Here is a 26,458-nt window from a genome sequence, read left to right on the forward strand (position 1 = left end):
CCGTACATAGAACGGTACGGTTGCGGCAACGCGCGGTTCACGGGGAGTGCACATCGACGTCAACTCGGCCATCAGCGCGCCGCTTTCCGCGGGCGATCCGGCGCGAATCGGGCCCTATCAGCTGCTTGGGCGGCTCGGTACGGGCGGCATGGGCACCGTCTACCTCGGCGTGGACGGGGAGCGCCAGGTCGCCGTCAAGGTCGTCAAACGGCAGTACGCGGTGGACGAGGACTTCAGCCAGCGCTTCAAGACCGAGGTGGAGCACGCGCAGCGGGTGGCCTCGTTCTGCACGGCGCTGGTGCTGGACCAGGGCACGACCGAGGACGGGCGGCCTTACATGGTCACCGAGTTCATCCCGGGCACCCCGCTGGACCGGCAGATCGCGAGCTTCGGCGCGCTGGAGGCGGGCACCTTACACGGGGTCGCCTTCGGCGTGGCCGCCGCGCTGACCGCCATCCACGCGGCGGGACTGGTGCACCGGGATCTGAAACCGGCCAATGTGATCCTGTCCATGTCCGGCCCTCGGGTGATCGACTTCGGTATCGCGCGCGCGGTCGACGCCACCCACGGACACACCGAGACCGGCGAAGTCGTCGGATCCCCCGGCTGGTGGGCGCCGGAGCAGCTGCAGGGCCGGGTGGTCACCCCCGCCGTCGACGTCTTCACCTGGGGCTGCCTGGTCGGCTACGCGGGCAACGCCCGCCACCCCTTCGGCGAAGGCGACCCCATGGTCCTCGCCCACCGCGTCTTAGAATCCGAACCCGACCTGGACGGCCTCCCCGCCCCCCTCGACCACCTCGTCCGCCGCGCCCTCCACAAGGAACCCCGCCACCGCCCCTCCGCCCAGGAACTCCTGCTCGCCCTCGTCGGCGGACGCGACGACCCCAGCACCGAAGTCCTGGCCTGGGACCCCCCGGAGAACATCCAGCCACCCGCCCGCAAACGCCGCAAGTGGCCCTTCGCCGTCTTAGCCGGCCTTGTGGTCCTCGCCGCGGGTCTGTACCTCGGCTTCCGCGACGGTACGCCCTCCGGGAGCCGCGAGCAGGGCCGCGCCAACGACATCGGCCGCCGCATCGTCGTCCGCGACGTCCACATAATCGTCCAGCGCCCGCATTGCCTCCCGGCCCCCACCGGCAGCAAAAACTGCGCGGTGACCTGGCTCCTGATCAACATGGGCGGCGCCACCGCCCCGCTCGGCACCTACCCCCAGCTCATCGACGACCAGGGTCTCACCCACACGACAACCAGCGCGCGCCCACCCGATCAACTCATGCCGGGCGACAGCCTCTCCCTAACCGCCCAGTACACGCTCCCCGAAGGCAACGTCCCCGCCATGCTGACCGGATCACCGATGGCGGGCGGCAACGAAACCGAGGTCCGCCTGTGAAGACCTGGCCATTACCTGGGTGGAGGCTGCGGAAAGCGGCGGTTTTGTTGTTAGCCGGTGGGCTGGTGGCGGGGTTGGTTGGGGCTGGGGCGCCGCCTGCTGATGCTTGTAAGGGTGCGGGGACGGCTGATTTTGATGGGGATGGGGTTAACGATGCGATCGTTACCGACCCGGCTTCGCCGGGGAGCGGGGTGCAGGGGCAGGCGTATGTGTTGTTGGGGCCGATGTTGAATGGCCGGGCGGTGCCGTTGGAGCTTCGGGCGGGGTGGGCGGCCAAGGCGGGGCGTCTGGACGGTGACGAGTGCCTGGATGTGGTGGTCTCCAATCCGTTCGCGTCAGTGCTGTCGGATGGGAGCACGGTGCCGGGGGCGGGGGTCGCCTATGTCTTCTGGGGTGGGAAAACGAGCACGAGGTCGCGGCTGGAGTTGAAGGTTCCGGCGCCGCGGGCCAATGCGCATTTCGGGTGGTCGCTGGCGATCGCGTCGGGGACCGTGGCCGTGGGGGCGCCGCATGAGGATGCGGATGAGGTCGCCGATTCCGGGGCGGCGTACGTGTTCCGGTTCGATGGGCGCAAACCGCGGGAACCGCAGCGGATTACGCAGAACACCCCGGGGGTGCCGGGGGCGGCGCAGCCGGGCGACATGTTCGGGTGGTCGCTCGCGTTCGCGCGGCTTGGCGGGAACCCGGGGGACGTGGATTTGGCGGTTGGTGCGCCTTTTGAGGACCGGGAAGAGGTCGGGCAGATCGACACGGGGGCGGTCACGGTCGTGTACGACGTGGCGACCAAGCCGTGGACATATCGCGGGGTGGGCTGGGATCTGTCCTTGGTGGACTCCGGGACACAATCCCGGTCCGGCGATCATTTCGGGCATTCGCTGGCGTACGGTACGCACGCCGGGAAGGGCTATCTCGCCGTCGGAGCGCCGCACGCGGACGTGGGAGGGGCGCGGGATTCCGGCCTGGCGTTGCTTTTTGAGTCCACGTCAGGGGATCCGCGCCTGATCAGGAGCCTGCACGAAGGGTCGGTCGGGATCGGGGACTTGCCGGAGCCGGGGGACATGTTCGGCTATGCGCTCGCGTTCGTGGGGGCGGATCTGCTGGCCGGGGTCCCGGGGCAGAGCGAGATCCGGCGGCTGGAATGCGGAGCCGTACAAGCGATTCCGATTGATCCGACCAGGGGGGTCAGCCGGATCATCCGGTTGGCGGACGGTCAGCTGTACGACCATTTCGGGTGGAGCCTGGCCCGGACGGGGGACGGGTTCGCGCTCGTGGGCGTACCGGATCGGGGGACGACCGGTGCGGTTGCCGTGGTTTCGCCCGGGGGAGGCGAGCCTCAGCTGATCTTTCCGGACGGGGACGCGCTCGAGTTCGGGGCGGCCGTCACCGGATAGGGCCGTGTTCTGCGATTTTGGCGAAATCGAGCACGCTCAGCTGTTCGCCGCGTTCTGAGGGGTTGATTCCCGCCTCGGTGAGGGCGTGTTCGGCGGCGGATGCCGTACCGGCCCAGGAGGCGAGGGCGGCGCGGAGGGTTTTGCGGCGCTGGGCGAAAGCGGCGTCCACGACGGCGAAGACCTGCTCGCGGGTGGCGGAGGTCGGCGGCGGGTCGCGGCGGACCAGGGAGACCAGACCGGAGTCGACGTTCGGGGCGGGCCAGAACACGTTCCTGCCGACCGGACCGGCCCGGCGAACCTCCGCATACCAGGCGGCCTTCACGGACGGCACACCGTAGATCTTGGAGCCGGGAGGGGCGGCCAGCCGGTCGGCGACCTCCGCCTGGACCATGACCAGGCCGCGCCGCAGGGACGGCAGGATCTCCAGCAGGTGCAGCACGACCGGAACCGACACGTTGTAGGGCAGGTTCGCCACCAGCGCGGTCGGCTCGGCGGGCAGATCGTCCAGATTGATCCGGAGCGCGTCGGCGGCCACCACCGAGAGGCGATCCGCGTGCTCGGGCGCCTTCTCCGCGACCGTCACGGGAAGCTGCGCCGCCAGCACCGGATCGATCTCCACCGCCACCACCCGCGCGACCTCGCCGAGCAGCGCCAGCGTCAGCGAGCCGAGACCGGGACCGATCTCGATCACCACATCCTCCGGCGTCACCCCCGCCACCCGGACGATCTTGCGAACCGTCCCGCCGTCGATGACGAAGTTCTGCCCGAGCTTCTTCGTCGGACGGATGTTCAATTTCTCCGCCAGCGATCGCACTTCGACGGGCCCGAGCAAACTCATGGCTCCAGTGTCGGGCATGCGAGCGTGCCGAATTACCTGTTGCCCCCCGGTACGAAACATCCAAGCTGAACTCGGCGTCGAACACCCCATGTACGAAGGGAGGCAACGGTGGATAACGTGGGCGCGCAATCCCAGGTAGTAGGAGATCCCCCGATGGAACCGACCGGCGCCGAGCCGCTTACCCCGCACGATCCGCCCGCGATCGGGCCCTACCGGCTGCTGGGCCGGCTTGGCGAGGGCGGCATGGGCACGGTGTACCTGGCCGTCGCGCCTACCGGGCGGCTGGTGGCGGTCAAAGTGGTGAAGGCGCAATTCACCACGGATGAGGATTTCGCCGCTCGATTCCACGGTGAGGTGGAGAACGCGCGCCGGGTGGCGTCGTTCTGTACGGCGCAGGTGCTGGACAACGGGAACACCGAGACCGGAACTCCGTACATGGTGACGGAGTACATCGCCGGGATTCCGCTGTCGCGGCAGATCACCCAGTTCGGGGCGCTCGATCCGGGGCCGTTGCACGGGGTGGCCCTGGGGGTCGCGGCGGCGCTGGCGGCGATCCATGTGGCGGGGTTGGTGCATCGCGACCTGAAACCGGCGAATGTGATCCTGTCCATGTCCGGGCCGCGGGTGATCGACTTTGGGATCGCGCGGGCGTTGGATGCCACGCACAGCTTCACCCAGTCCGGGGAGTTGCTCGGTAGTCCCGGGTGGTGGGCGCCGGAGCAGGTGCGCGGGCAGGAGATCAGCCCATGGACGGACATCTTCGCGTGGGGCTGTTTGGTGGCGTATGCGGGGAGTGGGCGGCATCCGTACGGGCGGGGGGACGCGGTCACGCTCGCGGCCCGGGTGCTGGGCGGGCGGCCTGATCTTGGTGCCCTGCCCGCTCCGTTGAACGAGCTGGCCCGGCGGGCGACCGATCCGGATCCGTTCCAGCGGCCGACCGCGCAGGATCTGCTGATCGCCCTGGTGGGTGGCGCGATTCCGGAGCCCGCGTCGATGGGGTCCGGCTCGCAGAACACGCTGGTCGCCACCGAAATGCTCTCCGAGTCCTGGGAGGCTCCACCGAACGTGGCCGCCGAACCGGACGCCACCCAGATTCTGGCCCGGACTGCCACGTTCTCGCTTCCGACGCCTGAGAAGGCGGCCTTATCTCCCACGACCACCGAAAATCCGACTCCGGCTCCCCGCAGCACCTCTCCGGGCGATTCCGCACCGGGGAGCACCGGTACAGAGGGATCTGCTCCGGGTCGCAGCAGTTCGATCGGCGCTCCCCCGGCCGGCCCCCAGGAAAAGACCCCAGCTGAGAGCGCTTCGTCGGCTCCAGCCGGATTCCGGGAAGGTGCTCCTCCATATCCGGAGAGTTCTCCGCCCGTTCGTAACCTTCAGGAGGGTACCGCTCCCGGTTCTGCCTCTGGTCGTCCTCCCTACGGCGTGTCCGGTCCGAACCCGGTTCCGGAGGCCGCGTCGCTGACGGCCATGGAGCAGGCGTGGCGGTCGGTGGAGACCGATCCCCGGGGTGCCCTCCCCTATGCGGAGGATTCGCCCACCGAGGCCGGGAAGCGTGAGCGTACCTCGGTCATGCGGTGGTTGCTGGGTGCGGGTGCCGTGGTGGCGGCGCTGACGGTGACGTTGGTCGTTCTGCTCACCGCCGGACCCGACGAAGAGCCCAAGCCCCTGGCCAAGGCCAGCGTCTCCGCGCCGCCCCGAATCGGCGAGGACGTCGGCCGCCAGATCTCGCTCGGCGGATACGACCTCGCCTTGATCATCCCCCAGCAGCCCCGCTGCGGCGTACAGGCGCACGAGGGCGCGACCGCGGCCAAGGGCGGTTTCTGCCTGGTCCGCTGGTCGATGCTGAACACCGGCGGCGAACTGGCCGCCTTCAACGGCGTGGCCCCCACCCTCATCGACGACAAAGGCAGCGAATACACGCCGCACGAGACCTCGACCACCCTCCCCACCGCCCTCAAACCCGGCACCAAGGTGGACGGCGTCCTCGTCTTCGACCTGCCCTCCGGCCGCACCCCCACCAAGCTGTCCCTCACCGACGAAGTGGAGGCTCAGCTATGACCCGCTCCGCGGTCCTCGCCGCATCCCTCGCCACCGCGCTCGCCGTCCTGACCACCCCGGCCCTCGCATCCGGTACGGCATCCGCACGTGCTGACTGCGCCACCACCGCAGGCCCCGCCGATTTCAACGGTGACGGTCTCACCGACGCGGTCACCGGCGACCCCTTCGCCGACCTCGACGGCATCGAGGGCGCCGGCATCGTTCAGGTCCTCCTGGGCGGGAAGACCGAAGAGGCGCCGGACGGCCTCCCCGGTGCCGGTGGCACGCTCGAACTGCGCAGCCCCAACCCCGAACCCGGCGACGGCTTCGGCTGGGCCGTAAGAACAGCCCACGTCAACGACGACAAATGCCTCGACGTCATCGTCGGCGCCCCCTACGCGGGCGACACCGACACCGGTGCCGCTTACGTCTTCTTCGGAACCGCCTCCGGTGGGGACGCCGAGGTGCTGCCGCTGGACGCGGACAAGCAGGCGGAAGCCCATTTCGGCTGGTCTCTGGCCGCCGCTGACCTGACCGGCGGCGGCGCGATCGTCGCCGTCGGCGAACCCCACGCCGACGAACCCGCCGACGCGGGCGCGGTGCACGTCTTCGACCTGGACGGGACGATCCGCTCCACCAAACGCCTCACCCAGGAGAACGAGGGCGTCATCGGCAACGGCGAGGTCGGCGACATGTGGGGCTGGTCCCTCGCGATCGGCAACCTCGGCGGCGATTCCGACAAACCAGACCTGGTCGTCGGCGCTCCGTACGAGAACAACGACGGCACCGGAATTCAGGTCGCCTCCGGCAAAATCGACTCCGGCATGGTCGCGGTCATCTTCGACGTCCTCGAAAAGGGCCCCTACACCAGCCGCAAATGGGACCTCAATCAGGCCACCAAGGACGTCGTCGAGAAATCGGGCAACCGTTTCGGCTGGTCCCTGGCGTACGCCGAGTGGGGAGACACCGCATATCTCGCGGTCAGCATTCCCTTGGCCGACCAGGGCGACATCGCCAACACCGGCGCGATCCAGCTGTTCGAACGCAAGGGCTCCGGCGAACTCGCCCCCTTCCGCACCCTCCGCATGGGCGTCGGCGAACTCCGCTTCCCCACGATCCCGGTCGTCAAAGGCGCCGCCATCGGCTGGTCCATGGCCTTCTTGAACCCTCGCGTCCCCGTCCTCGCGATCGGCGAACCCTTCGCCTCAACCAGCGAGGCCCGCGAAACCGGCCGAGTCCGCTTCGCCTCCGTACGCGGCGGCCAAAGCGGCGACACCCTCGACTTCCCCGACCCCCAGCCCTACCAACACTTCGGCTGGTCCCTAGCCTCCTACGGCAACCCCAACGGCCTCTCCCCCGGCCAGGGCCTGGTCATCGGCATCCCCGACCGCAAGGGCGGCGGCGCCGTAGCCACCCGCGCCACAGGCCCCGCCACCCTCATCAAAACCACCCGCAAGGGAACCACCGACCTAGGCCGCTCCGTCGGCTGACTCCGGGTCGTTGGATGTGTTAGGCGCCGAGGCGGGCGCCGCAGTGGGGCCATTGGCCTTGCCAGCGGCCCTGGACTCGTTGGAAGAGGAGTTGGGCGCGGTAGGTCTGTTCTTCGGCGGGCCAGTCGATGGGGGTTTTGGTGCCGCCTACGGCTTTCCACATGGGGAGGCTGAACTGGTACATGCCGTAGTAGGGGCCGCCGGGGTTGTACGCCTTGGGGTTGCCGTGGGATTCGCAGTCGGCGAGGCCGGCCCAGTTGAGGGCGGCCACGTTGGGGGCGATGGGGATGGTATGCGGGGGGAGGGCGGGGATCACCCGGATGACCGAGCCGTCTTCGGGGAAGTTTTTCAGGCCGGGGCGGACGGTGTTGCCCTTGGCGAGGGTGATGTTGGCCTGTTTGAGGACTTCGGCGACGGTGCGGCCGGTCGTGATGGTGGTGACGCGGATCTTGTCGGCGACGATGGAGACCTTGCGCTGGGTTCGCACGCTCAGTTTGAAGCCGGAGACCGGGATCTGGCGCATGCGGTTGGCGGACAGCCGTAGGCGGGCGGGGTCGAGTTTGAGGTCTTCGAGAGCGTCGCCGACGTTGAGCGCGGTGATCATATGGGTGCTGCGCTTGCCGTCCATGATCAGGGTGAGCGGGCGCGCATGCCGTACGACGATGGTGGCGCCGTCGGCCACGGGTTGGGTCGGGGCGGGCTGGACGTGGTCTTCGGCGTCGTAGCTCACATTGGCGGCGTCGAGCACGCCGTGCACGGTTCCGGCGAAGCTGCGTAACGTGATGAGATCTCCGTCGACGTCGAGGGTGACCTCGGTGGCCAGCCCGCCGCCGACGATCATGCCGAGTGATATTCCGGCGAGGGCGGCGTAAAGCGATCCAGCCCAGGGGGAGAGCAGCCAGGTCCGCCAGGTGGGCGCGGATTGCCGGCTCGGCTCAAGCATCAGGTCGTGGAGGTCCTCAGGCGACAAAGCACCCTCATGATCGCTCTGCTGCCGCGCCCGACGCGACCTCGGCCGCGGAACACCGTCGTCTAACGATTCCCCTAGTCGAACACCACCCGACAGCCCGTCCTCGCGCGTGTCGTAGAAGTGCTCACCCGGGGGAACGGGATCGCTGGAAGGCACCTCGGCGGGCTGACCTCTGCGCCTGCGACCCACCCGCGGCGCCCCGTCCGTTCGCATTTGATCATTCGGTAACGGCTCGACCGGCGCACCGGTATCCGCAGCTGGAGGTCCCACCGGCGCACCCCCGTGCCCTCGATCGGCGACTGGCGCAGTCATATCCGCTGGTGGAGATCCGAGCGTGGCCGTTCGATCGCTGGGGGGCGGCCCGACCGGCTCGCCTCCCGACTCGCCGATGCCGCCCCCGAACGGTTGCTCCAATGTCGGTGAATACATGGACGCGTCCTTCCGGAGGTTGACCGGCTCACGACGCTAGCGCCGTCGTCACTCCTACCTCAACCTCATCACTGAATCCCCGCCGTGACATTGGTCGCAGTTGGCTCAGGAGAATGACCCCCAATATGCCGCAAAAACCACGCATTAGCGGGCGTTTTGCCGATCTGGCTCTACCAGGCGCCGAAAACCTGCTCCCCGTTGCGACTGACCGCCCGGGCCAGATCGTCGGCATCCACGCCCTTCACCTCAGCGAGGCAGCGCAACGTCAACGGGATCAGGTAGGGCGCGTTGGGCTTCCCCCGGTGCGGCGTGGGCGGCAAATACGGCGCATCCGTCTCAACCAGCATGAGCTCCACCGGCGCCACCGCCGCCGCTTCCCGCAGATAACCTGCGTTCTTGTACGTCACCGGCCCAGAAAACGACAGGAAATATCCCGCCTCAGCACACTTCTTGGCCATTTCTGCGTCGCCCGAATAGCTGTGGAACACCACGACCTCCGGCGCGCCCTCCTCGGCGAGCACCGCCAGCACCGCATCGTGCGCGTCCCGATCATGGATCACCAGCGCCTTGCCGGTCCGCTTCGCGATCTCGATGTGCGCCCGGAAACTCGCGTGCTGATCGTCGTGCGACGCCCAGTCCCGGTAGAAATCGAGCCCGGTCTCCCCCACCGCCCGCACCCTCGGCTGCCGAGCCAGCTCCTCAATCTCCGCGAGCACCTCAGGCGTGGCCGCATGCGCCTCATTCGGATGGATCGCCACCCCTGCGTACACATCCAGATGGTCCCGAGCCACTTCGGCGTTCCACCGCGAGGACCGCAGATCGTACCCAATGGTCACCAGCCTGGTGACCCCCACAGCCCGCGCCTGCTCCACCACCGCGGCCACCGAAGACCCGGCCGCCTGAGCGGCCAGCGCCACCGGATCCCCGGAGGACGCCTGCCGATCCCCCACCATGATGTCGAGATGGCAGTGGGAATCGAACACCTCGGTTCCCAGCGGCTCAGGCGGGGACGGCATCTCACGCGACATGCCCACAACCTATCGCCGCCCCCCGATCAGAATTCCTCGATGCATCATCCATCGCCGACGGAACGCGTCCGACCACTGGGCGGTAGGCCCACCGCCCAGGAGTCCAACCAGGCCTTCACCGAGGACCTCCGAGGATGCCCCTGCCTTCAGGACTCTGTTCCCCAATTGGGTCACGCTGCCAACTCCAGCCGTGCAAAGTGGATGTCCGCGTGACTCCCAGAGGTGTTCCGGCGAGCCAGGCGTCCAGCCGGATGAGGTTGATCGCGGTCGCGGCGAGCACGTTGCCGAGGTTGGGTCTTATTCAGGCCGAGATTGCGAGTTCGGCGCATGCCGATCAGGATCGCTTGGGAGATGGTTCCTTTGACGCCAGCCCGGATTTTGCAGCGCTCTTTCCACTCGTCGGTGAGTTGCTCATGCCGGGCGCGTTCGAGGGCTTGATGTTACTCACGAGGGCGGATGGTGAGCTTGCGCAGCCCGGTCTTGGCAGTAGTGCACTGGGGGCGCATCGGGCAAGGACTGCAGTCGCGTTCATGAAAGTCGATCCGGATCAATGGCAGGCCGCGGCTGGTCTCGTCACGCTCAGTACTGCTGGTGTGACCCGCCGGACAGGTCGCGTGCCGCTGGTCGAAGGCGATGGCGAGCGCGCTCCACTCGAATCCCCCCGTCTTGGCCTGGCCTCTGCTGGAGAACTGCACCGGGCCCAGCAGTTCGACGCCATACTCACCACGCGCGTGGACCAACAGGTCCCGTGCCGCGAGGTCGTCGTGGATGGTGGCGGTGAGCTGGGAGTCCTCGACGGTGGCGTCGGTAGTCGCCACGTGCGTGATCACATGAGCAGCGTCCGGGTTGCAGTCTCGGTCAGGTGGACCTCGTAGCCGATCCAGCCGGTCCGCGTTTGACCCCCCATACCGTGCGTCGGGGTCATAGGGCGAGGCCAGCCGGAGCCTTCCTGATGGCAGGTCCTTGCCCTGCCGCACATGCACCTCCCCCTCTTGTCGGTAGCACTGCTGGATCCAGGACTTGCGCAGGATCTGTACGGCGGGGATCTGCCGCAGCCACGGCGGGGCGACCGGATCGTAGATCCGTTCCAGCGGCAGGTACCCGTCCGCGCCGACCTGCAGCAGGTACTCGGTCCGGGCGGCTGTACCGTCGGGAAGCCGGGAGCGGCGAACGCACTGCCGCCAGCACGTGTGTGGAATCGGTGCGCTGACGTCCTCCGGCACGAAGCAATCCCAGCTCACAAAGGCGCTCCAGGAGCAACTCCAGGACGTGTTCTTCCTGGCCGTGTGCCACCAGACGAGCGCGGAAGCCGCTGAGCACCGAGAAGTCGGATCCCGGATCATCCAACTGCAGACCGAGCGCATACTTCCACTCGATCCGGCCTCGGACCGAGTCAGCGGCCTGCCGGTCCGAAAGGTTCTCCGTGTACTGCACACCGACACCAGCGCCAACTGTCCCGGAGACAGGCCAGGACGACCTCGTACCCCGAACATGCCCACGAAACCCTCATCGGCGAACAGCGGCCCCGGCACATCGCGGATCCACATCGCCAGCGTCCCCTCGGGAAATGCCGCCCGTGCCACTCGCACGGTCATCTCGGGAATCTCCGGCCACGGACGCGGTCGCAGCGACATCACCCCTGCGGAGCAGGACAGGGAAAGACGAATCGCCGTCAGGGCGATTCGTCGTCTGCCCCAGCGGTCTCGCGCTGCGACTCAAGCCGGTACACGATCTCGGAGTTGAGGGACCGGCGGGCGGAGTTGGCCTGAGCTGCCAGCCACGCGTGAAGATCGGCTGGCAGGCGGAGCGTGATGCGTACTTCGTGATCCACACCACTAAATGTAGTGGTAAAGTAGTGTCATGACGACACCAGAAGAAGATGAGGAGGGTTCCGGGCACGCCCGGCACACCTACCGCCTTCGCATGTCGTCCACCGCACTCGCCACACTGCTCGTGGAGTGGGATCGGTGCCGCTGGGTGTGGAACCAGTGCGTCGCCGAGTCCCGGGCCGCTCACAAGGCTAAGCAGGAGTGCGGCCCGGCAAAACTGGACAAGATGCTGACCGGCTGGCGCGCCGGGCACGAATGGCTGCGTGAGGGCACATCGGTGCCGCAACAGCAGATCATCCGCGACTTCGCCCGGTCCCGCGCTAAGGCGTTGAAGGACATCAAGGCCCGCCTGCCGATCAAGCAGCGTGCGGGGATGCCGCGCTTCAAGAAGAAGGATCTCGCCGCGCCGACGCTCAACTACACCCGGCGCGGCTTCCGCCTCAAGAACGGACGCCTGCACTTGGCGGGCGGGATCACGCTGACGGTGGTGTGGTCGCGGGACCTCCCGGCCGATCCGTCGAGCGTCCGCGTATATCGCGACAGTATCGGGCACTGGTACGCCTCCTTCGTCGTCCCTGCCGAGACCCGGCCGCTCCCCGAGAACGGGCAGGCCATCGGTATCGACTGGGGTGTGAAGGAGACCGCGACCACCACCAGCGACGGCCATGACCTTCCGCACCACCAGTACGGCAGGAAGGCCGCCGACAGGCTGGCCCGGTATCAGCGGAAGATGGCCCGCCGGAAGCCGAAGCGCGGGCAGGCCGCGTCGAAAGGCTACCGGAAGGCCAAGCGACAGGCCGCGAAGGTGTACAAGAAGATCGCGCGGCAGCGGCAGGACACCGCCCGCAAATGGGCCAAACGCGTAACCGCCGACTTCGACCAGATCGCGGTGGAGGACTTCCGGCCGAAGTTCCTTGCCAAGTCCACCATGGCGAGAAAGGCCGCCGATGCGGTGATTTCGGCCACCAAACGCGAATTGATCAACATGGCGCGTAAGCACGGCCGGGACCTGCGGCTTGTGCACCCTGCGCACACCACGATGGACTGCGGGCACTGCGGAGCGAGAACCAAGCACGCACTACCGCTGTCGGAACGTACCTACGCCTGCACCGCGTGCGGAGCCATCTCCCCCAGGGACAAGAACTCCGCCTGTGTGATGCTCGTCCGGGCTGGTCTGATCCCGGCTGGTGTTGATCGCGTAAGACTCGATCGTTCGCTGAACGACCGAGCAGCGTGAGCCAGAAATCCCCCTCTTTTGAGAGGGGGAGCAGTCAATTGGCGGGGTCGGCCAGGCGTGTCAGTTCCTCGTCGATGATCTTGGGGTCCAGCTTGGTGAACAGCGGCGTGGGCGGGGCGAGACGCGTGCCGGACCGGATCGGCCGGTGCTCCCAGGTCGCCGCCCCGTCGTAGGCACCCGAGATGATCGGGTAACTGGGCCCGCCATCCTCGTCGACCTCGCTGATCTGCGGCATGCCGGACCAGACACCCTCCCCGCCCAGCATGTCGAAGATCTTGTTGGACGAGGTCGGCAGGAACGGCGTGAGCAGCGTCTTGGCGTCGTCGACCACCTGCAACGCCACGTGCAGGATCGACCCCTGCCGGGAAGGATCGTCCTTGATCTTCCAAGGCTCCTGCTCGGCCAGGTACTTGTTGGCATCCCGAACCACATCGAACGCCTCGTTGACGGCGTTCTTAAACCGGGATCGGGCGAGCTCGGCACCCACGGAGGCGAAAGCCGTACGCGAACGAGCCAGCAGCGCGCGGTCGGCGTCGGTGAGATCGACGGCGGCGGGGATCTCGCCGAAGTTCTTGGCCGCCATGGAGATCGACCGGTTGACCAGGTTGCCCCAGGCCGCGACGAGCTCGCCGTTGTTGCGGTTGACGAACTCCGACCAGGTGAAGTCGGTGTCCTGATTTTCCGGACCTGCGACCGAGATGTAGTAGCGCAGCGCGTCGGCCGAATACCGCTCCAGGAAGTCGCGCACGTAGATGACGACAGACCTGGACGAGGAGAACTTCCGCCCCTCCATCGTTAGGAACTCGCTCGAAACCACCTCGGAGGGCACCTCAAGCCGCCCGAGCGACCCCGGCGTGCCACCGCGCGCGCCCTCGCCGTTGTAGCCGAACAGCAGCGCCGGCCAGATCTCGGCATGGAAGACGATGTTGTCCTTGCCCATGAAGTAGTAGCCGCGCGCGTCCGGGTTCTGCCACCAGGCACGCCAGGCGTCGGGGTCGCCGGAGCGCCGGGCCCACTCAATCGAGGCGCTGAGATACCCGATGACGGCGTCGAACCAGACATACAGCCTCTTGTCGCTGCGGTCACGCCAGCCATCCAGCGGGATCGGCACCCCCCAGTCCAGATCCCGCGTGATCGCCCGAGGCTGCAGATCGCCGAGCAGGTTGAGCGCGAACTTGAGCACGTTAGGACGCCACTCGCCCTGTTTGCCCTGCAGGTATGTGCCGAGCACTTCGGTGAAGGCGGGCAGATCGAGCATGAAGTGCTCGGTCTCGATGAATTTGGGCGTCTCGCCGTTGATGCGTGACCTGGGATTGATCAGGTCGACCGGGTCGAGCTGATTGCCGCAGTTGTCACACTGGTCGCCACGCGCGCCGTCATACCCGCAGATCGGGCAGGTGCCCTCGATGTAGCGGTCAGGCAGCGTGCGCCCGGTTGACGGGGAAACCGCGCCGAGCGTGGTCTTCGGGAAGACGTATCCGTTGTTGTACAGCCCGAGGAAGATTTCCTGGGCTATCGCGTAGTGATTGCGCGTGCTCGTCCGTGTGAACAGGTCATACGAAAGTCCGAGCGCGGTCAAGTCCTCGGCGATGATCCGGTTATATCGATCGGCGAGGTCACGCGCGGAAAGGCCCTCCTTGTCGGCCTGGACCTGGATCGGGGTGCCGTGCTCGTCGGTCCCCGAGACCATCAGCACCTTGTTGCCCGCCATCCGCTGGTAGCGGCTGAAGACGTCGGACGGCACGCCAAACCCGGAAACGTGCCCGATGTGCCGCGGCCCATTGGCGTAGGGCCACGCGACGGCGGTCAAGATGTGCTGAGACATGCGTCCAGCCTAGAGCCCCTTGACCGCCCGCTCGAACCGATTAACCCCGCGTTGCCGTACGGGTGACGGCCTCCGCCGCCTCCTCGGCCGCCGACGCGGCGATGTCGATCGAGGTCTCCTTCGACCGGCGAATCCCCAGGATGCTGATGAACAGCGCCGCGAAGATCGTCTGGAAGCTCATGATGAACGCGGTCGCCGACGGCACGACCATGCGCAGCACCTCGGCCGGAATCAGTTCCCCGAAGCCCCGGCCGCCCCAGTGCGCGAGCGAGGCGATCAGGCCGACCAGACCGCCCAGCGCCAGCAGCCCACCGGCGACCAGGCCCTTCTCCAGGGTCACGATGTCGACCAGCTTCCGCACCCGCCGGTCCTCAGGAAGGAACCCCTCCTCGGCCGCGTACACCTTGGTGAACAGCGCGAACAGCGCGGCCTGGAACCCGATCACCACCATCGCGGACGCCCCGACCAGGGTGTCGACGTCGAACGCGAGCTTGCCGATGTAGACCGGGCCGAAGGTCAGCGCGGTGCCCGCGACCAGGCCGAGCGTCATCAGCACCAGGCCGGGGATGAAGAACAGCCAGCGCGGGCTGTACAGCAGCAGGAAGCGCAGGTGGCGCCAGCCGTCCCGCCAGGAGCGCAGGTGCGGCGGACGGGAGCGGCCGTCGGGCGCGAGGGTGGTCGGCACCTCGCGCACGTCCAGGCCCTGCAGGGTCGCCTTCACGACCATCTCGGAGGCGAACTCCATGCCGCCGGTCTGCAGGCCCAGGCGCAGGATCGAGTCGCGCCGGAAGCCGCGCAGGCCGCAGTGGAAGTCGCCGATCGCGCTCGGGAAGAACAGCCGCCCGACGAACGAGAGCACCGGATTGCCCAGGTAGCGGTGGAGCGGGGGCATCGCGCCCGGGGCGATCCCGCCCTTGAAGCGGTTGCCCATCACCAGTTCGCCACCCGCGCGCAGTTCCTCAACGAACGGCAGCAGACCGGTGAAATCGTAGGAATCATCCGCGTCGCCCATGATGACGTACTTGCCGCGCGCCGCCCGGATGCCACCGATCAGGGCATTGCCGTACCCCTTCTCGGCAATGTGCACCACGCGGGCGCCGGCATCCCTGGCCAGCTGCTGCGAGCCGTCGGTGCTGCCGTTGTCGGCGATCACCACTTCGCCCTCGATGCCGTTCTCGCGCATGCAGTCCAGCGCCTTGCGCACACACGTTTCCACGGTCTCCGCCTCGTTGAGGCAGGGCATGACCACCGTGAGTTCCACGTCGCAACCCCTCAAGCTTTCGATCAGATCAACCAATCATGCCCGCTACCCCCATGTGCCCGAGTCAAGTCCGTGAAACGACTGGCATTCTGTAAGCATGGTCGCGGTCGCGGAACCGACAACGTTGAGCGCCCCCAGCATCGGACGGTGGGGGCGTTCAGTCGCGTTTCTGCGCCGGCACCGCTGGTTCGCCGCCGCTCTCGGCCTGGGCGCGGTCCTGCGGATCATCACGATGCTGGGCTTCGGCCCGGCGATGTGGTTCAACGACTCCTACGACTACATCTCCGTCGCGCTGCACCCCCGCCCGCATCCGATCCGGCCGGATGGGTACGGATTCTGGCTGCTGATGCTCAAGCCGTTGCACAGCCTGGCCCTGGTGGTGTTCACCCAGCATCTGATGGGCCTGGGCACTGGGGTCCTGATATATGCGCTCTTAACCAGGCGATTCAACCTGCCTGGGTGGGGGGCGACGCTGGCCGCGGTGCCGGTGCTGTTCGACGCGTACCAGATCCAGATCGAGCAGATGATCATGTCGGACGCGATGTTCGTCCTGCTCGTGGTCGGGGTCATCACGCTGGTGCTGTGGCATCGGGAAATGTCGTGGAAAGTCGGTGCGGCTGTCGGCGGCCTGCTCGCGCTGACCGCGCTCACCCGCAGCATCGGCCTGCCGATCCTGGCGCTGGTGGTGGTCTACCTCCTGGTCAAGCGGACAGGCTGGAAGACGATCCTGGCATTGGTGACGGCCTGCGCGATTCCCGTCGTCGGCTACATGGGCTGGTTCAAAGCGGTCAACGGCCAGTTCGCGATGACCAGCAGCGACGGCGTGATCCTCTACATGCGCACCGCGTCGTTCTCGGACTGCCACGAGATGGGCCTCGACCCCCGCGCCGAACTCCAGCTCGCCCTGCTCTGCATCCCGAAGAAGCCCGCGGATCGCGGCCCTTCCGCGCAGGCCTACCTCTGGTGGGACAACGACAACCAGATCCACGTGTTCGGCGCGGGCATGAAGTTCGACGCCGAAATGAACAAGAACACCAGCGCCTTCGCGACGCGCGCCATCCTCAGCCAGCCCGGCGACTACCTCGCCGTCGTCGCCAAGGACTTCTTCCGCGCCTTCCGCTGGGACCGCAGCCCGTTCCCGGACACCAAGACCTTCCTGCAGTACGAATTCGGCAACAACATCACCACCCGGCTCCCCCAGTGGACCTCCTTCCGCGGCCAGACCCACACGGACGCCGAAACCTACGAGAACGGCCCCGCGGCCACGGTCAACACCCGCCCCTGGGCCGACATCATGATCGGCTACCAGAAGATCATGCGCCTGCCCGGCCTGGCCCTCGGCGTCCTCCTCCTCATCGGCCTGTACGGTGTCGCCCTCCGCTGGCGCAAACTCGGCGGCCCCGTCCTGCTCCCCTGGCTGGCCTCCGTCGGCCTGATCCTCGCCCCCGCCGCCACCGCCGAATTCGACTACCGCTACCTGATCCCCGCGGCCCCCCTCGCCTGCCTCGCCGCCGCCATCACCCTCCGCCACGGCCTCCGCCGCACCCGCCCCACTCCGCCAGACCTCCCCGAAGCAGCCTGAGACCCCCTCCAGAGGACCGCAACGCCCTTTTGGCGCCGGGACGGCGAGGACCAACGACGAGGTAAACGGCGCCCGATAACGGCCAGCTCACTGAATCTGGGGGCGCCCTTTCAGGACTTCGCCGTGTGTACGGCGTTGTATAGGTCCCGCTTGGGGATACCCGCTCTTTTCGCCACGTCGACGATGGCTTCCTTACGGGCGACTCCAGTCGCCTCCAGTTGGGCGACCTGGGCGACCAGATCTTCGATTTCCGGCTCGGTCTGATCAGGGGCGTACCCGGCGATCACGATGGTGATTTCGCCGCGCATGTCCCCAGCGGCCCAGTCGGCGAGCTGGCCGAGCCCGCCTCGCCGTACCTCTTCGTAGGTTTTGGTCAGTTCGCGGCAGACGGCGGCCTGGCGGTCGGGACCGAATGCCTCGGCCATCGCCTCAAGGCAGGCCTGGAGCCGGTGCGGCGCCTCGAAGAAGACCATCGTGCGCTCCTCGGTGGCCAGGCCCGCCAGGCGCCGCGCCCGGTCGCCGGACTTGCGCGGCGGGAAGCCCTCGAAGCAGAAACGATCGCTGGGCAGCCCGGAGATCGCCAAGGCGGTGGTCACGGCGGAGGGCCCGGCCAGGGCGGTGACGGGCACACCGGCGTCGACGGCCAGCTTGGTCAGCCGGTAGCCGGGGTCGGAAACGCCGGGCATGCCCGCGTCTGTGATGACAAGCACGGTCTTTCCGGCAAGGAGCACATCGAGAAGCTCCTTCGCCCGGGTGATCTCATTGGCGTCGTAGTACGACACCACCCGCCCGGTCACATTCGCCCCGAGATCGGAGACCAGCCGCTTCAACCGCCGGGTGTCCTCGGCGGCGATCACATCCGCCGTTTCGAGCGCCGACCGCAGCCGGGGCGACGCGTCGCCGACCTGCCCGATCGGAGCGCCCGCCAACACCAGCCTGCCGAATTCACTCACTGCACCAGTATGTTGTCCCCAGCGCCCCCGTTCGGACTGTGGCCGAACAGGATCGAATCGGCGCGTACGTCGTGTTCGTGGCGTGGTGTCGCCAGTAGTGTGGGCGGGTGGCCGTGACCGACTTCGCCAATCAGGCGTACGAGCAGCCCGAGCCGGACCCGCAGAACTCATCGCCCTCCGTGCGCGATCGGCTGGTCCCGCCGATGCCCGGCAGCGCGATATGGGGTTGGCTCGGCCCGATCATCGTAACGATCTTCGGCGCTATTCTCCGCTTCGACCGGTTGGGTACGCCCAAGGCGATCGTCTTCGACGAGACGTACTACGCGAAAGACGCCTGGTCGACCATCAAGTACGGCGTCGAGCGCCAGTTCATCGAAGGCGACGCGGCCAACCAGGCCGTGCTCCGCGGCGACACGAACATCTTCAAGGTCTGCGAACAAGTCGACCAATGCGCGTCATACGTGGTCCATCCGCCCCTCGGGAAATGGATGATCGGCCTCGGCGAGTGGATGTTCGGCCTGACCCCGTTCGGCTGGCGCTTCATGGCCGCCGTCATCGGCTCCCTGTCGATCCTGCTGCTGGCCCGGGTGGCCCGCCGCATCACCCGCTCCACCCTTCTCGGCTGCTTCGCCGGCTTCCTCCTCGCCCTGGACGGCTTGCACTTCGTCCTGTCCCGTACGGCCCTGCTGGACATTTTCCTGATGTTCTGGGTCATCGCGGGATTCGCCTGCCTGGTGGTCGACCGCGATCGAAGCAGGCAACGCCTGGCCGACTGGTACGAGACCTCCGGCGTCGGCGACCTCGGCCCCTCGCTCGGCATCCGCCCGTGGCGCCTCGCCGCCGGCCTCTGCCTGGGCGGCGCGCTCGCCACCAAATGGACCGGCCTGTTCTTCATCGCCGCCTTCGGCATCATGACCGTCCTGTGGGACTTCGGCGCCCGCCGCGCCGTCGGCCTCCGCCAGTCCCTCCTCGGCACCACCCGCCGCGACCTCCCGCTCGCCTTCGCCTGGATCGCGCTCATCCCGCTGCTGGTCTACGTGCTCTCGTTCGCGGGCTGGTTCGCCACCGACCGCGGCTACGGCCGCAACTGGGCCCAGGCGACCTCCAACGGCCCCGTGTACTTCATCTTCGACTCGCTGCGCTCCTGGGTGGATTACCAGAAACAGATCCTTTCCTTCCACACCGGCCTGGACTCCTCACATCCGTACGCGTCCGAGCCCTGGCAGTGGCCGATGTTGCTGCGCCCTGTGGCATTTTTCTACGAATCGCCCAAGGGCTGCGGCTCGGACAACTGCTCGTGGGCCGTGCTCGGCACCGGCACGCCGATCATCTGGTTCGGCGGCCTCATCGCGCTGATCGCGATGATCGGCTGGTACGTGGCGACCCGCGACTGGCGCGCCGGAGCGATCCTGCTCGGGTACGCAGCGGGCTGGCTTCCCTGGTTCTACTTCCAGATCGTCGACAACCGGACGATGTTCCTGTTCTATGCCATTCCCATGGTTCCCTTCATGATCCTCGCCATCGTGCTGGGCGCCGGGTTGATCATCGGGCCGATGACCCGGCCCGGCAACCGCCGTCTGTACGGGGCGGTGGCCGTGGGAGCGTTCGCATTGCTCGCGCTGGTCAACTTCTGGTGGCTCTATCCGGTGCTGTCCGCGGAGGTCATTCCGTACCAGGACTGGTATGCCCGAATGTTGTTTAAGTCGGGCTGGATCTGAGCTCTGGCAGCGGTGTCCGTATCGTGAGTCACTAGGGGGGTGGTCCCGAGTGTCTCTCGGTCGTCGTCAACGGTGGGTCCCATACGGCAGACTGCGGGTCATGCCCGCACCTGATGTGGCGGCGCTCCTCGCCGAACTGGAGCGCGCCGAGCCGGACGTCGCCGACTCGGCCAGAATCGCCGTGGAATGGCTCACCGGCGGCGAGGCCCTGGAGACCATCAGCCAACTCGACGTGTGTGAATTCCTCTGGTACGCGTTGCCGATCAAGGTCACCGGAGATCACGTGGCCATCGCGCACGCCCTCGGCCGGCTCTTCGAGCTGGGCGGCATGGAGCGCTACGCGGCGCTGTGCGCGTCCGAAACGACCACGCACATCCTGCGCACCTACGGCCGCGAGGGCGAAGAGGCCGGGGCCGCCGCCTACCAGCAGGCGCTTGAGGCCACCGGCGTGCTGCCCCCCGACGTTCCCGAACTCAGTTGGAGCTCCATCATGGGCCCGGAGGAGCTCGGCGCGCACGTCGCCTGCGCGGCCGCGCTCGAGCTCGCGATCGTGTCGGGCGAGCTGGCCATGCCGTACGAACCGGAGACGCCCGCCACGACGGTCATGCGCGGTCTCACCCGCGGCCGGGTGGAACTGACCACGCGCTGGCTCACTGAGCCCCGCGCCGAGCTCGGCGGCGACTGCTGGCTCCACCGCGTCCACGGCGAACGCCTCAACCGCTGGGTCCTCGGCCGCGGCAAGGCCCGCCGCGAACTCGCCCAGCCCTTCGAGGTGCGGCTCTACGCTCCCATTCCCGCTCCCGCCGAACCGCATCTGGCGTCGCTGTGGTGGTTGCTGGACTGGGCGGCCGGAAGCGGCGGTGTGCCGCTGACGCAGAAATTCAACCTGTCCCGGGCGCTGGTGGTGGAATCGGCCGAGCTGTTCGGGTGGGACGCGGTCACCGCCGGGTCCATCCGGGGCGAGGCGGACGTTCCCACCCTGACGATGCTGCGAGAGATCGTGAGCGAGGAACTGCGGGCTCTGCGGCGCAACGGCCGGAAGCTGGTGCTCACGGTCGCCGGCCGCAAACTCTCCGACGACCCCGAGGCGATGTGGACCGCCGCGACGGCGACCCTGCTCACCCCGGCCCAGGGGGAACACGATTTCGAAGTTTCCGTCCGGGAGGCGGCGCTGATGCTGCTCGCGGACGGAGACCCCCTGCCCTACGCGGAGCTGCGCGATCGGGTGGCCGACGTGGTCAACGGCGAAGGCTGGCGGTCCTCCGCCGGGGGGCAGGTCTCCGCCGCGGACCTGACCACCCCGCTCGGGGAGCTGCAGCGGCGGCTGGACGCGCTGGATCTGCGCATGTCGTGCGACTGGCGGGCGAGCTGGCAACTGACACCCGTCGGCCAGCAAGCGGTCCTGTCCGCGCTCCGCACGCAGGCCCTGCGCCCTCGCCAGTACGCGGGCCTCGGCTGAGTCGAATCACGGCTGCCCCTGGACGGACGGCTCTTCGTTCTGGGCGCGCGTTTCGGATCACATTCAGGAGACCACTTCCTCAAGTGCTCCTACATGGGGTAGAAGGTTGAACCCGTACAACCCTCACCTTTGAGGTACCTGTGAAGAAAATGCTGCGATTCCTCACGGCTCCCGTCGTGGCGATGGCCCTGCTCCTGACCGGATTATCCACCCCTGCCCGCGCCGAGACGGATGCGCAACTGGCTGCGTCGTGGCAGCTCGCGTGGGACACGTACCGGTTCTACGAGATCCTGACCGCTCCCCTGCCCTGGACCGGACGAAGCCAGGTCACCCGCGACATCGCGATCGACATCAACGCCCCCATCGCGCACGTCTTCGACGCCTACTCCAACGTCAACAACCACATCGGCATGCACTCGTTCCTCAAACGAGTGGTAACCCACGCCGACTGGACCGAGAACGACGTCCGCTACATCAACTTCACCGCGATCGAGGACATCCCCGTTGTAGCCGGCATCCCCATCAGCAGCAAAACCCACGCCCAACAGCGAATCCACCGCAACGCGTTCTACTACGAAACCGACACCTGGACCCTCCCCAACGTCGTCACCCACCAGAAAATCATCTTCACCGACCTCGGAAACGGCACAACCCGAGTAACCGAACACCTCACCTTCGAGGCCAGCATCCTCCTGATCGACTTCACCGTGACCAACGGCGTCGCCTCACATCAGGCCACGCAAGCCGGCCTCAAGACAGCCATAGAGAACGGCACACTCTAAACGATTCACGCACTGGGAGACGATTCCTTCCCTGCCTTCGCCCTTAAATATGTAGCGCCCGCCGAGCCGGGCGGCTACCGTTCTGGATAACACGAGCAAGACGCTCGGGCGAAGGCAGGGAAGGATGACAGTCGTGAGCTACCAGCTGGAACAGGCGCGCAGTCTGCGTTCACTGGACGCGCGATCTCTGCGCGCTCTCGTGCTGCGGCTCCGGCGGTCTTCCTGGTAAACCCCCAAGAGATCGCCGCGAGGCCGCCAGGGACACCCCGGCGGCTTTTTCTTTTCCCGCACTTCCTTAACTGACGTGACCGGGTATGCGCATGCCTAAAACTCAATAGCGGAGAAATTCCAGACGTCCGTAGCCCAAATGGTAGAGGTGCCGGCCCGAGGTGCCGGAGGTCGCGGGTTCGAATCCCGCCGGACGTACGCGGAACAGGCCGCTCTAGCCCAACGGCAGGAGGCACCGTGCTCAGGACACGGGACGTCGGGGTTCGAATCCCCGGGGCGGCACGAAAATCCGTGGAGGGGCCAGCCGACAGATGGCGACGGCCGCAGTCCCGAAAACTGTTGGCGCTTTCGAGCGCGTGCGAGTTCGACCCTCGCCCCCTCCGCTCACGACAAGGCCCGTTGGTCTAGCTGGTCAGGACACCTGACTCTCACTCAGGAGATCACCGGTTCGAATCCGGTACGGGCTACCAGCTTTGTCGTGCCCCGTTGGTCTAGCGGTTCAGGACGCCCGGCTTTCACCCGGGAGAACGCCGGTTCGAATCCGGTACGGGGTACTGGACCCACCACGTTACGTAACAGTTTCGTCACTCAATAGAGTATGGTCACCGAAAGTGGCCTACCGGAAGCATGAAGTCTCCTGAAGAACGGAGGCTGATGTGGCCAGTGAGTTCCAGCGTAGAAAGATCATCGGAGTTTTCCGCACGATGGATGTGGACGGAGACGGCCGGCTGACCGAGGCCGACTTCCATGCCCTCGCCCGCCGCTGGATGGCCGTCGCCGGATCCGTCGATCCTGAGCGACTGGCCGCCGTCATGACCGGCTGGTGGCCGGTGCTCCAGGCCGCCTCCGACCGTGACGGCAACACCGCCGTCACCCTCGACGAGGTGCTCCTCGTCGTGGAAGGCCTCGGCGACATGGCGGACGCGGTCTCCGGCACCGCCGACACGATGTTCGAGGCCATCGACCTCAACGGGGACGGCCTCATCTCCCGCTCGGAGTACGGCGCGCTCATCGAGACCTGGAACGGGACGCCCACAGCCACCGATGAGATCTTCCCCCGCCTCGACCTGGACGGCGACGGCCACCTCACCCGCGACGAGTTCCGTACCCACTGGACAGAGTTCTGGGCAGGCGACAACCCGAACGCTCCCGGAACCTACGTCTTCGGCGCGCTGGCGGAATAGCCGTCGGTCATGAGGCGCGCCAGCCGGTCCGTGGAAGTCAGCGGACCTTGGCGAAGAACTCGCGCATGTCGGCGGCGAAGCGGTCGGGTTGGTCCATGGCGATGAAATGGTGGCCGGCAGGGTTGTCCTCCGGCCAGTGCACGATGGTGTTGTGGCGTTCGGCGAGTCGGCGGATGCCAGGCGGTCCGCTGTAGACGCCGGTCGGTACGGCGGTCTGCCCTTCCGGCCAGCCGGAGCCGGTGCTGTCGTAATACGGCCAGGCCGAGGATCCGAACGTCCCGGTGAACCAGTACAGGCTCACGTTGGTCAGGAACAGGTCACGGTCGATCGCCTGCTCCAGTGGTCTGCCGGTGGCGTTGAACTCGTGGAACTTCTGCGTCATCCAGGCCAGGGCCGCGACCGGGGAGTCGTGCCATCCGTAGGCGAAGGTCTGGGGCGCGGCGCGCAGCAGTGCGTGGTGATTCACGCCGTTCATCCAGTCCTGTTGCATGAGCTCTGTATAGGCCGCTCGTTCCTGGTCGTTCATTTCCGGGACGTCCTTCTCGGTGGGGAAGCCGAGGCCGCTGACGACGTACACGCCGACCACCTGGTCGGGAGCGGCTCTGGCCAGCTCCGGGGCGACGTATGCGCCGAAGTCACCGCCCTGGGTGCCGTAACGGTCGTAGCCGAGCCGCCGCATCAGCTCGGCCCAGAGCCGCGCCACGCGCGTGGCGGTCCAGCCGGTCCCGCGTGGCGGCGCGGAGAAGCCGAATCCCGGAACCGAGGGTACGACGACGTGGAACGCCTGGGAGGGGTCCGCGCCGTGCGCTGAGGGGTCGGTGAGACGGCCGATGAGGTCGGTGAACTCCACGAAGGAGTTCGGCCAGCCGTGCGTCAGGACGAGCGGCAGCGCGCCGGGCTCGGTGGAGCGGACGTGCAGGAAGTGGATGTCCTGGCCGTCTATCTCGGTCACGAACTGGGGGAACTCGTTCAGCCGCGCCTCGTGCCGGCGCCAGTCGTAGCCGTCACGCCAGTAGTCGGCCAGCTCCTTGAGGTAGTTGACGGGGACGCCGCGGCTCCATCCCTCGCCGGGCAGTTGCCGGGACCAGCGGGTGCGAGCAAGTCGATCGTTCAGGTCGTGCAGGTCGTCATGGGGGATGTGGATAGAAAACTTCTCGGTGCTCATGAGATCCGACGGTAGGGACTATGTAGGCCAGTTTTCGTCCTATATGGACGTGCATGATGGTTTCGTGAGTGATACCTCTGCGCGGCTGCTCCAGCTGTTGTCGATGCTGCAGACTCCACGTGACTGGCCTGGCAGCGAGCTGGCCGAGCGGCTGGGGGTGAGTCCCCGGACGATCCGCCGGGATATCGACCGGCTGCGTGAGCTGGGTTATCCGGTGCAGGGGACGATGGGCCCGGTAGGTGGCTACCGGCTCGCCGCGGGCAAGGCCATGCCGCCGTTGCTGCTGGACGATGATGAGGCGGTGGCCATCGCGGTGGGCCTGCGTACCGCGGCCTCGCATCCGGTGGAGGGCATCGAGGAGGCGTCCGTACGGGCCTTGGCCAAGCTGGAGCAGGTGCTGCCGTCCCGGCTGCGGCACCGGGTCGGCGCGCTCGGCGCCGCCACCGTTTCCATGCTGACCGGGAGCGAGCCGAACCTCGACCCGCAGGACCTGGTGGTGCTCGCTGGGGCCGCCGCCAATCGGGAAAGGCTGCGCTTCTCCTACCGGGCGGGCGACGGTACCCCGACCAGGCGTCTGGCCGAGCCGTACCGCCTGGTGGCGGCCGGACGCCGCTGGTACCTGCTGGCGTACGACAATGACCGCGACGACTGGCGGATCTTTCGCGCCGACCGGATCAGCGAGCCGCGGGCGACCGGCGTACGGGTTCCGCCCCGCGTGCCGCCCGAGCAGGACGCGGCCGCGTTCATCACCAGCAAGCTGTACTCGCTCGCACCGACCTATGAGGTGGTGGCGACCCTGGGCCTCCCGGCCGAGCAGGTCAGGCAACGGCTCGGCGCCGCTGCGGGCGAGGTCGAGGTGATCGATCAGCACAGTTGCCGCCTGCGTGGCTCTGCCGACACCCTGGAGTGGCTGGCGTCGCGCCTGCTCATGCTCGGTTGCGAGTTCGACGTGCACGAGCCGCCAGAGCTGGTGGAGTATCTGCGTGCGCTGGGCGGCCGCGCCACTCGCGCCGCCGGGGATGTGTAGGGCGCGGCCAGCCCTCAGGCCGTAGGGGCGAAGGCGTGGGTGACGCTGCACGCTACCTCTTGGTCGCCGCCAGTTCGGCGTTGGCCCGCTGGGTGACAAGGGTCAGCACGTGGCCTGCGACGGCCATGTCCGCGGCCGGGATGTCCGCGTACAGCCGGGCCGTGATGTCGGCGACCGCGTCGCTGATCTGGTGCTGCACTGCCTGACCGGCCTTGGTGAAGTGTACGCGCGGTTGCTCGTCGGGCAGAACCTCCACCAATCCGGCGTCGGTCAGTTCGGTGAGCGTCTCCAACGCAGCTGATTCGTCGATCTTCAGTGTGCTGGTCATCCGGTCGAGGAGCCAGGCGCGGCCGACGACCCCGCCGTTGTTCGCCACGACGTTGAGCGCGACTGATTGCTGGAAGGACGTCCGGATGCGGGCCAGTTCGCGTTCCAGGACGGCCCGGGTGGCGTAATGGGCCTGGCCGAGGACCTGGCCGTTGAGGATCGGGGTGGTGGACATGATTGCTCCTTCGTCAGAGGTCGAGGCATATCGGTGAGTGTTCTGGGGAGCCGGTACCACAATCGAACAATACTGATACTGAGTACCATTTGACAACATGAATTAAAAGACGCTCAGCTCCTATAGAGGC

At 67.4% G+C, this 26,458-nt stretch carries 21 protein-coding genes, 5 tRNA genes and 1 pseudogene; 16 read left to right on the forward strand and 11 right to left on the reverse strand.

The features are described from left to right. Positions 1–46 precede the first annotated feature (46 nt). A complete protein-coding gene (locus Amac_RS57745) occupies positions 47–1,387 on the forward strand; it encodes a serine/threonine-protein kinase (protein ID WP_307729791.1) in 1,341 nt (446 codons plus the stop codon). A 242-nt stretch (positions 1,388–1,629) separates the two neighbouring features. Next, a complete protein-coding gene (locus tag Amac_RS34725; protein ID WP_170322808.1) occupies positions 1,630–2,778 on the forward strand; it encodes an FG-GAP repeat protein in 1,149 nt (382 codons plus the stop codon). On the opposite strand, the gene rsmA is transcribed toward Amac_RS34725, so the two are convergent. Beyond that, entirely contained in the window at positions 2,768–3,616 is an 849-nt protein-coding gene (rsmA, locus tag Amac_RS34730) for a 16S rRNA (adenine(1518)-N(6)/adenine(1519)-N(6))-dimethyltransferase RsmA (RefSeq protein WP_246268920.1), read from the reverse strand. The two genes, Amac_RS34725 and rsmA, sit on opposite strands and share 11 nt — an antisense overlap. A 153-nt stretch (positions 3,617–3,769) precedes the next feature. Between rsmA and Amac_RS34735 the strand changes: the two genes are divergently transcribed. After that, on the forward strand, positions 3,770–5,680 hold the full coding sequence (locus Amac_RS34735) for a serine/threonine-protein kinase (protein ID WP_155358660.1): 1,911 nt from the start codon (positions 3,770–3,772) through the stop codon (positions 5,678–5,680). Beyond that, positions 5,677–7,149, forward strand: coding sequence for an integrin alpha (locus tag Amac_RS34740; protein ID WP_155358661.1), 1,473 nt, complete (start codon positions 5,677–5,679; stop codon positions 7,147–7,149). Before Amac_RS34735 ends, Amac_RS34740 begins: the two co-directional genes overlap by 4 nt. Before the next feature lie 19 nt (positions 7,150–7,168). On the opposite strand, the gene Amac_RS34745 is transcribed toward Amac_RS34740, so the two are convergent. The 5 genes and pseudogenes from Amac_RS34745 to Amac_RS34760 form a co-directional block, all read right to left on the reverse strand. Next, a complete protein-coding gene (locus tag Amac_RS34745) occupies positions 7,169–8,092 on the reverse strand; it encodes a resuscitation-promoting factor (RefSeq protein WP_170322809.1) in 924 nt (307 codons plus the stop codon). A 626-nt stretch (positions 8,093–8,718) separates the two neighbouring features. Further along, positions 8,719–9,576 (reverse strand): TatD family hydrolase, encoded by an 858-nt coding sequence (locus Amac_RS34750; protein WP_155358663.1) that lies wholly within the window; start codon positions 9,574–9,576, stop codon positions 8,719–8,721. 440 nt (positions 9,577–10,016) lie between these two features. Continuing rightward, the gene (locus tag Amac_RS56625) at positions 10,017–10,817 is read right to left on the reverse strand and encodes a transposase (RefSeq protein ID WP_246268921.1); all 801 of its coding nucleotides are present in this window, start codon (positions 10,815–10,817) and stop codon (positions 10,017–10,019) included. Positions 10,818–10,884: 67 nt separating this feature from the next. Next, positions 10,885–11,010, reverse strand: a pseudogene (locus Amac_RS58130) (transposase); the annotation flags it as partial. Positions 11,011–11,248: 238 nt separating this feature from the next. Further along, entirely contained in the window at positions 11,249–11,407 is a 159-nt protein-coding gene (locus tag Amac_RS34760; RefSeq protein ID WP_155358664.1) for an Arc family DNA-binding protein, read from the reverse strand. A 29-nt stretch (positions 11,408–11,436) separates the two neighbouring features. On the opposite strand from Amac_RS34760, the gene Amac_RS34765 reads away from it, so the two are divergent. Then, a complete protein-coding gene (locus tag Amac_RS34765) occupies positions 11,437–12,642 on the forward strand; it encodes an RNA-guided endonuclease InsQ/TnpB family protein (protein WP_155358665.1) in 1,206 nt (401 codons plus the stop codon). A 34-nt stretch (positions 12,643–12,676) separates the two neighbouring features. On the opposite strand, the gene metG is transcribed toward Amac_RS34765, so the two are convergent. Both metG and Amac_RS34775 read right to left on the reverse strand, forming a co-directional pair. Then, on the reverse strand, positions 12,677–14,467 hold the full coding sequence (gene metG / locus Amac_RS34770) for a methionine--tRNA ligase (RefSeq protein WP_155358666.1): 1,791 nt from the start codon (positions 14,465–14,467) through the stop codon (positions 12,677–12,679). A 40-nt stretch (positions 14,468–14,507) separates the two neighbouring features. Next, complete coding sequence (locus Amac_RS34775; RefSeq protein ID WP_218041468.1) at positions 14,508–15,728, reverse strand: glycosyltransferase; 1,221 nt, start codon at positions 15,726–15,728, stop codon at positions 14,508–14,510. A 97-nt stretch (positions 15,729–15,825) separates the two neighbouring features. Between Amac_RS34775 and Amac_RS34780 the strand changes: the two genes are divergently transcribed. After that, the gene (locus Amac_RS34780; RefSeq protein ID WP_155358667.1) at positions 15,826–17,310 is read left to right on the forward strand and encodes a hypothetical protein; all 1,485 of its coding nucleotides are present in this window, start codon (positions 15,826–15,828) and stop codon (positions 17,308–17,310) included. 110 nt (positions 17,311–17,420) lie between these two features. Here Amac_RS34780 and rsmI read toward each other — a convergent pair whose 3' ends face one another. Continuing rightward, positions 17,421–18,263 (reverse strand): 16S rRNA (cytidine(1402)-2'-O)-methyltransferase, encoded by an 843-nt coding sequence (gene rsmI / locus Amac_RS34785; RefSeq protein WP_246268922.1) that lies wholly within the window; start codon positions 18,261–18,263, stop codon positions 17,421–17,423. A gap of 107 nt (positions 18,264–18,370) precedes the next feature. Here rsmI and Amac_RS34790 point away from each other — a divergent pair, with 107 nt between their 5' ends. The 9 genes from Amac_RS34790 (at position 18,371) to Amac_RS34830 (ending at position 23,634) form a co-directional block, all read left to right on the forward strand. Beyond that, complete coding sequence (locus Amac_RS34790) at positions 18,371–19,981, forward strand: dolichyl-phosphate-mannose--protein mannosyltransferase (protein WP_155358669.1); 1,611 nt, start codon at positions 18,371–18,373, stop codon at positions 19,979–19,981. Between the two features lie 100 nt (positions 19,982–20,081). Further along, positions 20,082–21,440: a hypothetical protein gene (locus Amac_RS34795; RefSeq protein ID WP_155358670.1), complete on the forward strand. Its 1,359-nt coding sequence runs from the start codon at positions 20,082–20,084 to the stop codon at positions 21,438–21,440. Between the two features lie 149 nt (positions 21,441–21,589). After that, complete coding sequence (locus tag Amac_RS34800; RefSeq protein WP_246268930.1) at positions 21,590–22,222, forward strand: hypothetical protein; 633 nt, start codon at positions 21,590–21,592, stop codon at positions 22,220–22,222. Positions 22,223–22,574: 352 nt separating this feature from the next. Then, positions 22,575–22,648 (forward strand) — tRNA-Leu (locus tag Amac_RS34805). Positions 22,649–22,658: 10 nt separating this feature from the next. Then, positions 22,659–22,732: transfer RNA gene (locus Amac_RS34810), tRNA-Leu, on the forward strand. 11 nt (positions 22,733–22,743) lie between these two features. Further along, positions 22,744–22,833 (forward strand) — tRNA-Ser (locus tag Amac_RS34815). A 10-nt stretch (positions 22,834–22,843) separates the two neighbouring features. Continuing rightward, positions 22,844–22,920 (forward strand) — tRNA-Glu (locus Amac_RS34820). Between the two features lie 10 nt (positions 22,921–22,930). Next, positions 22,931–23,004 (forward strand) — tRNA-Glu (locus Amac_RS34825). 102 nt (positions 23,005–23,106) lie between these two features. Further along, complete coding sequence (locus Amac_RS34830) at positions 23,107–23,634, forward strand: EF-hand domain-containing protein (RefSeq protein ID WP_174900263.1); 528 nt, start codon at positions 23,107–23,109, stop codon at positions 23,632–23,634. A 37-nt stretch (positions 23,635–23,671) separates the two neighbouring features. Here Amac_RS34830 and Amac_RS34835 read toward each other — a convergent pair whose 3' ends face one another. Beyond that, a complete protein-coding gene (locus Amac_RS34835) occupies positions 23,672–24,799 on the reverse strand; it encodes an epoxide hydrolase family protein (RefSeq protein WP_155358672.1) in 1,128 nt (375 codons plus the stop codon). Positions 24,800–24,863: 64 nt separating this feature from the next. On the opposite strand from Amac_RS34835, the gene Amac_RS34840 reads away from it, so the two are divergent. Beyond that, complete coding sequence (locus tag Amac_RS34840; RefSeq protein ID WP_155358673.1) at positions 24,864–25,826, forward strand: helix-turn-helix transcriptional regulator; 963 nt, start codon at positions 24,864–24,866, stop codon at positions 25,824–25,826. A 52-nt stretch (positions 25,827–25,878) separates the two neighbouring features. Here the strand turns inward: Amac_RS34840 and Amac_RS34845 are convergent, their stop codons facing one another. Continuing rightward, positions 25,879–26,328: a winged helix DNA-binding protein gene (locus Amac_RS34845; RefSeq protein ID WP_155358674.1), complete on the reverse strand. Its 450-nt coding sequence runs from the start codon at positions 26,326–26,328 to the stop codon at positions 25,879–25,881. Positions 26,329–26,458: the final 130 nt, after the last annotated feature.

Source organism: Acrocarpospora macrocephala, assembly GCF_009687865.1.
GTDB classification, from domain to species: Bacteria; Actinomycetota; Actinomycetes; order Streptosporangiales; family Streptosporangiaceae; genus Acrocarpospora; species Acrocarpospora macrocephala.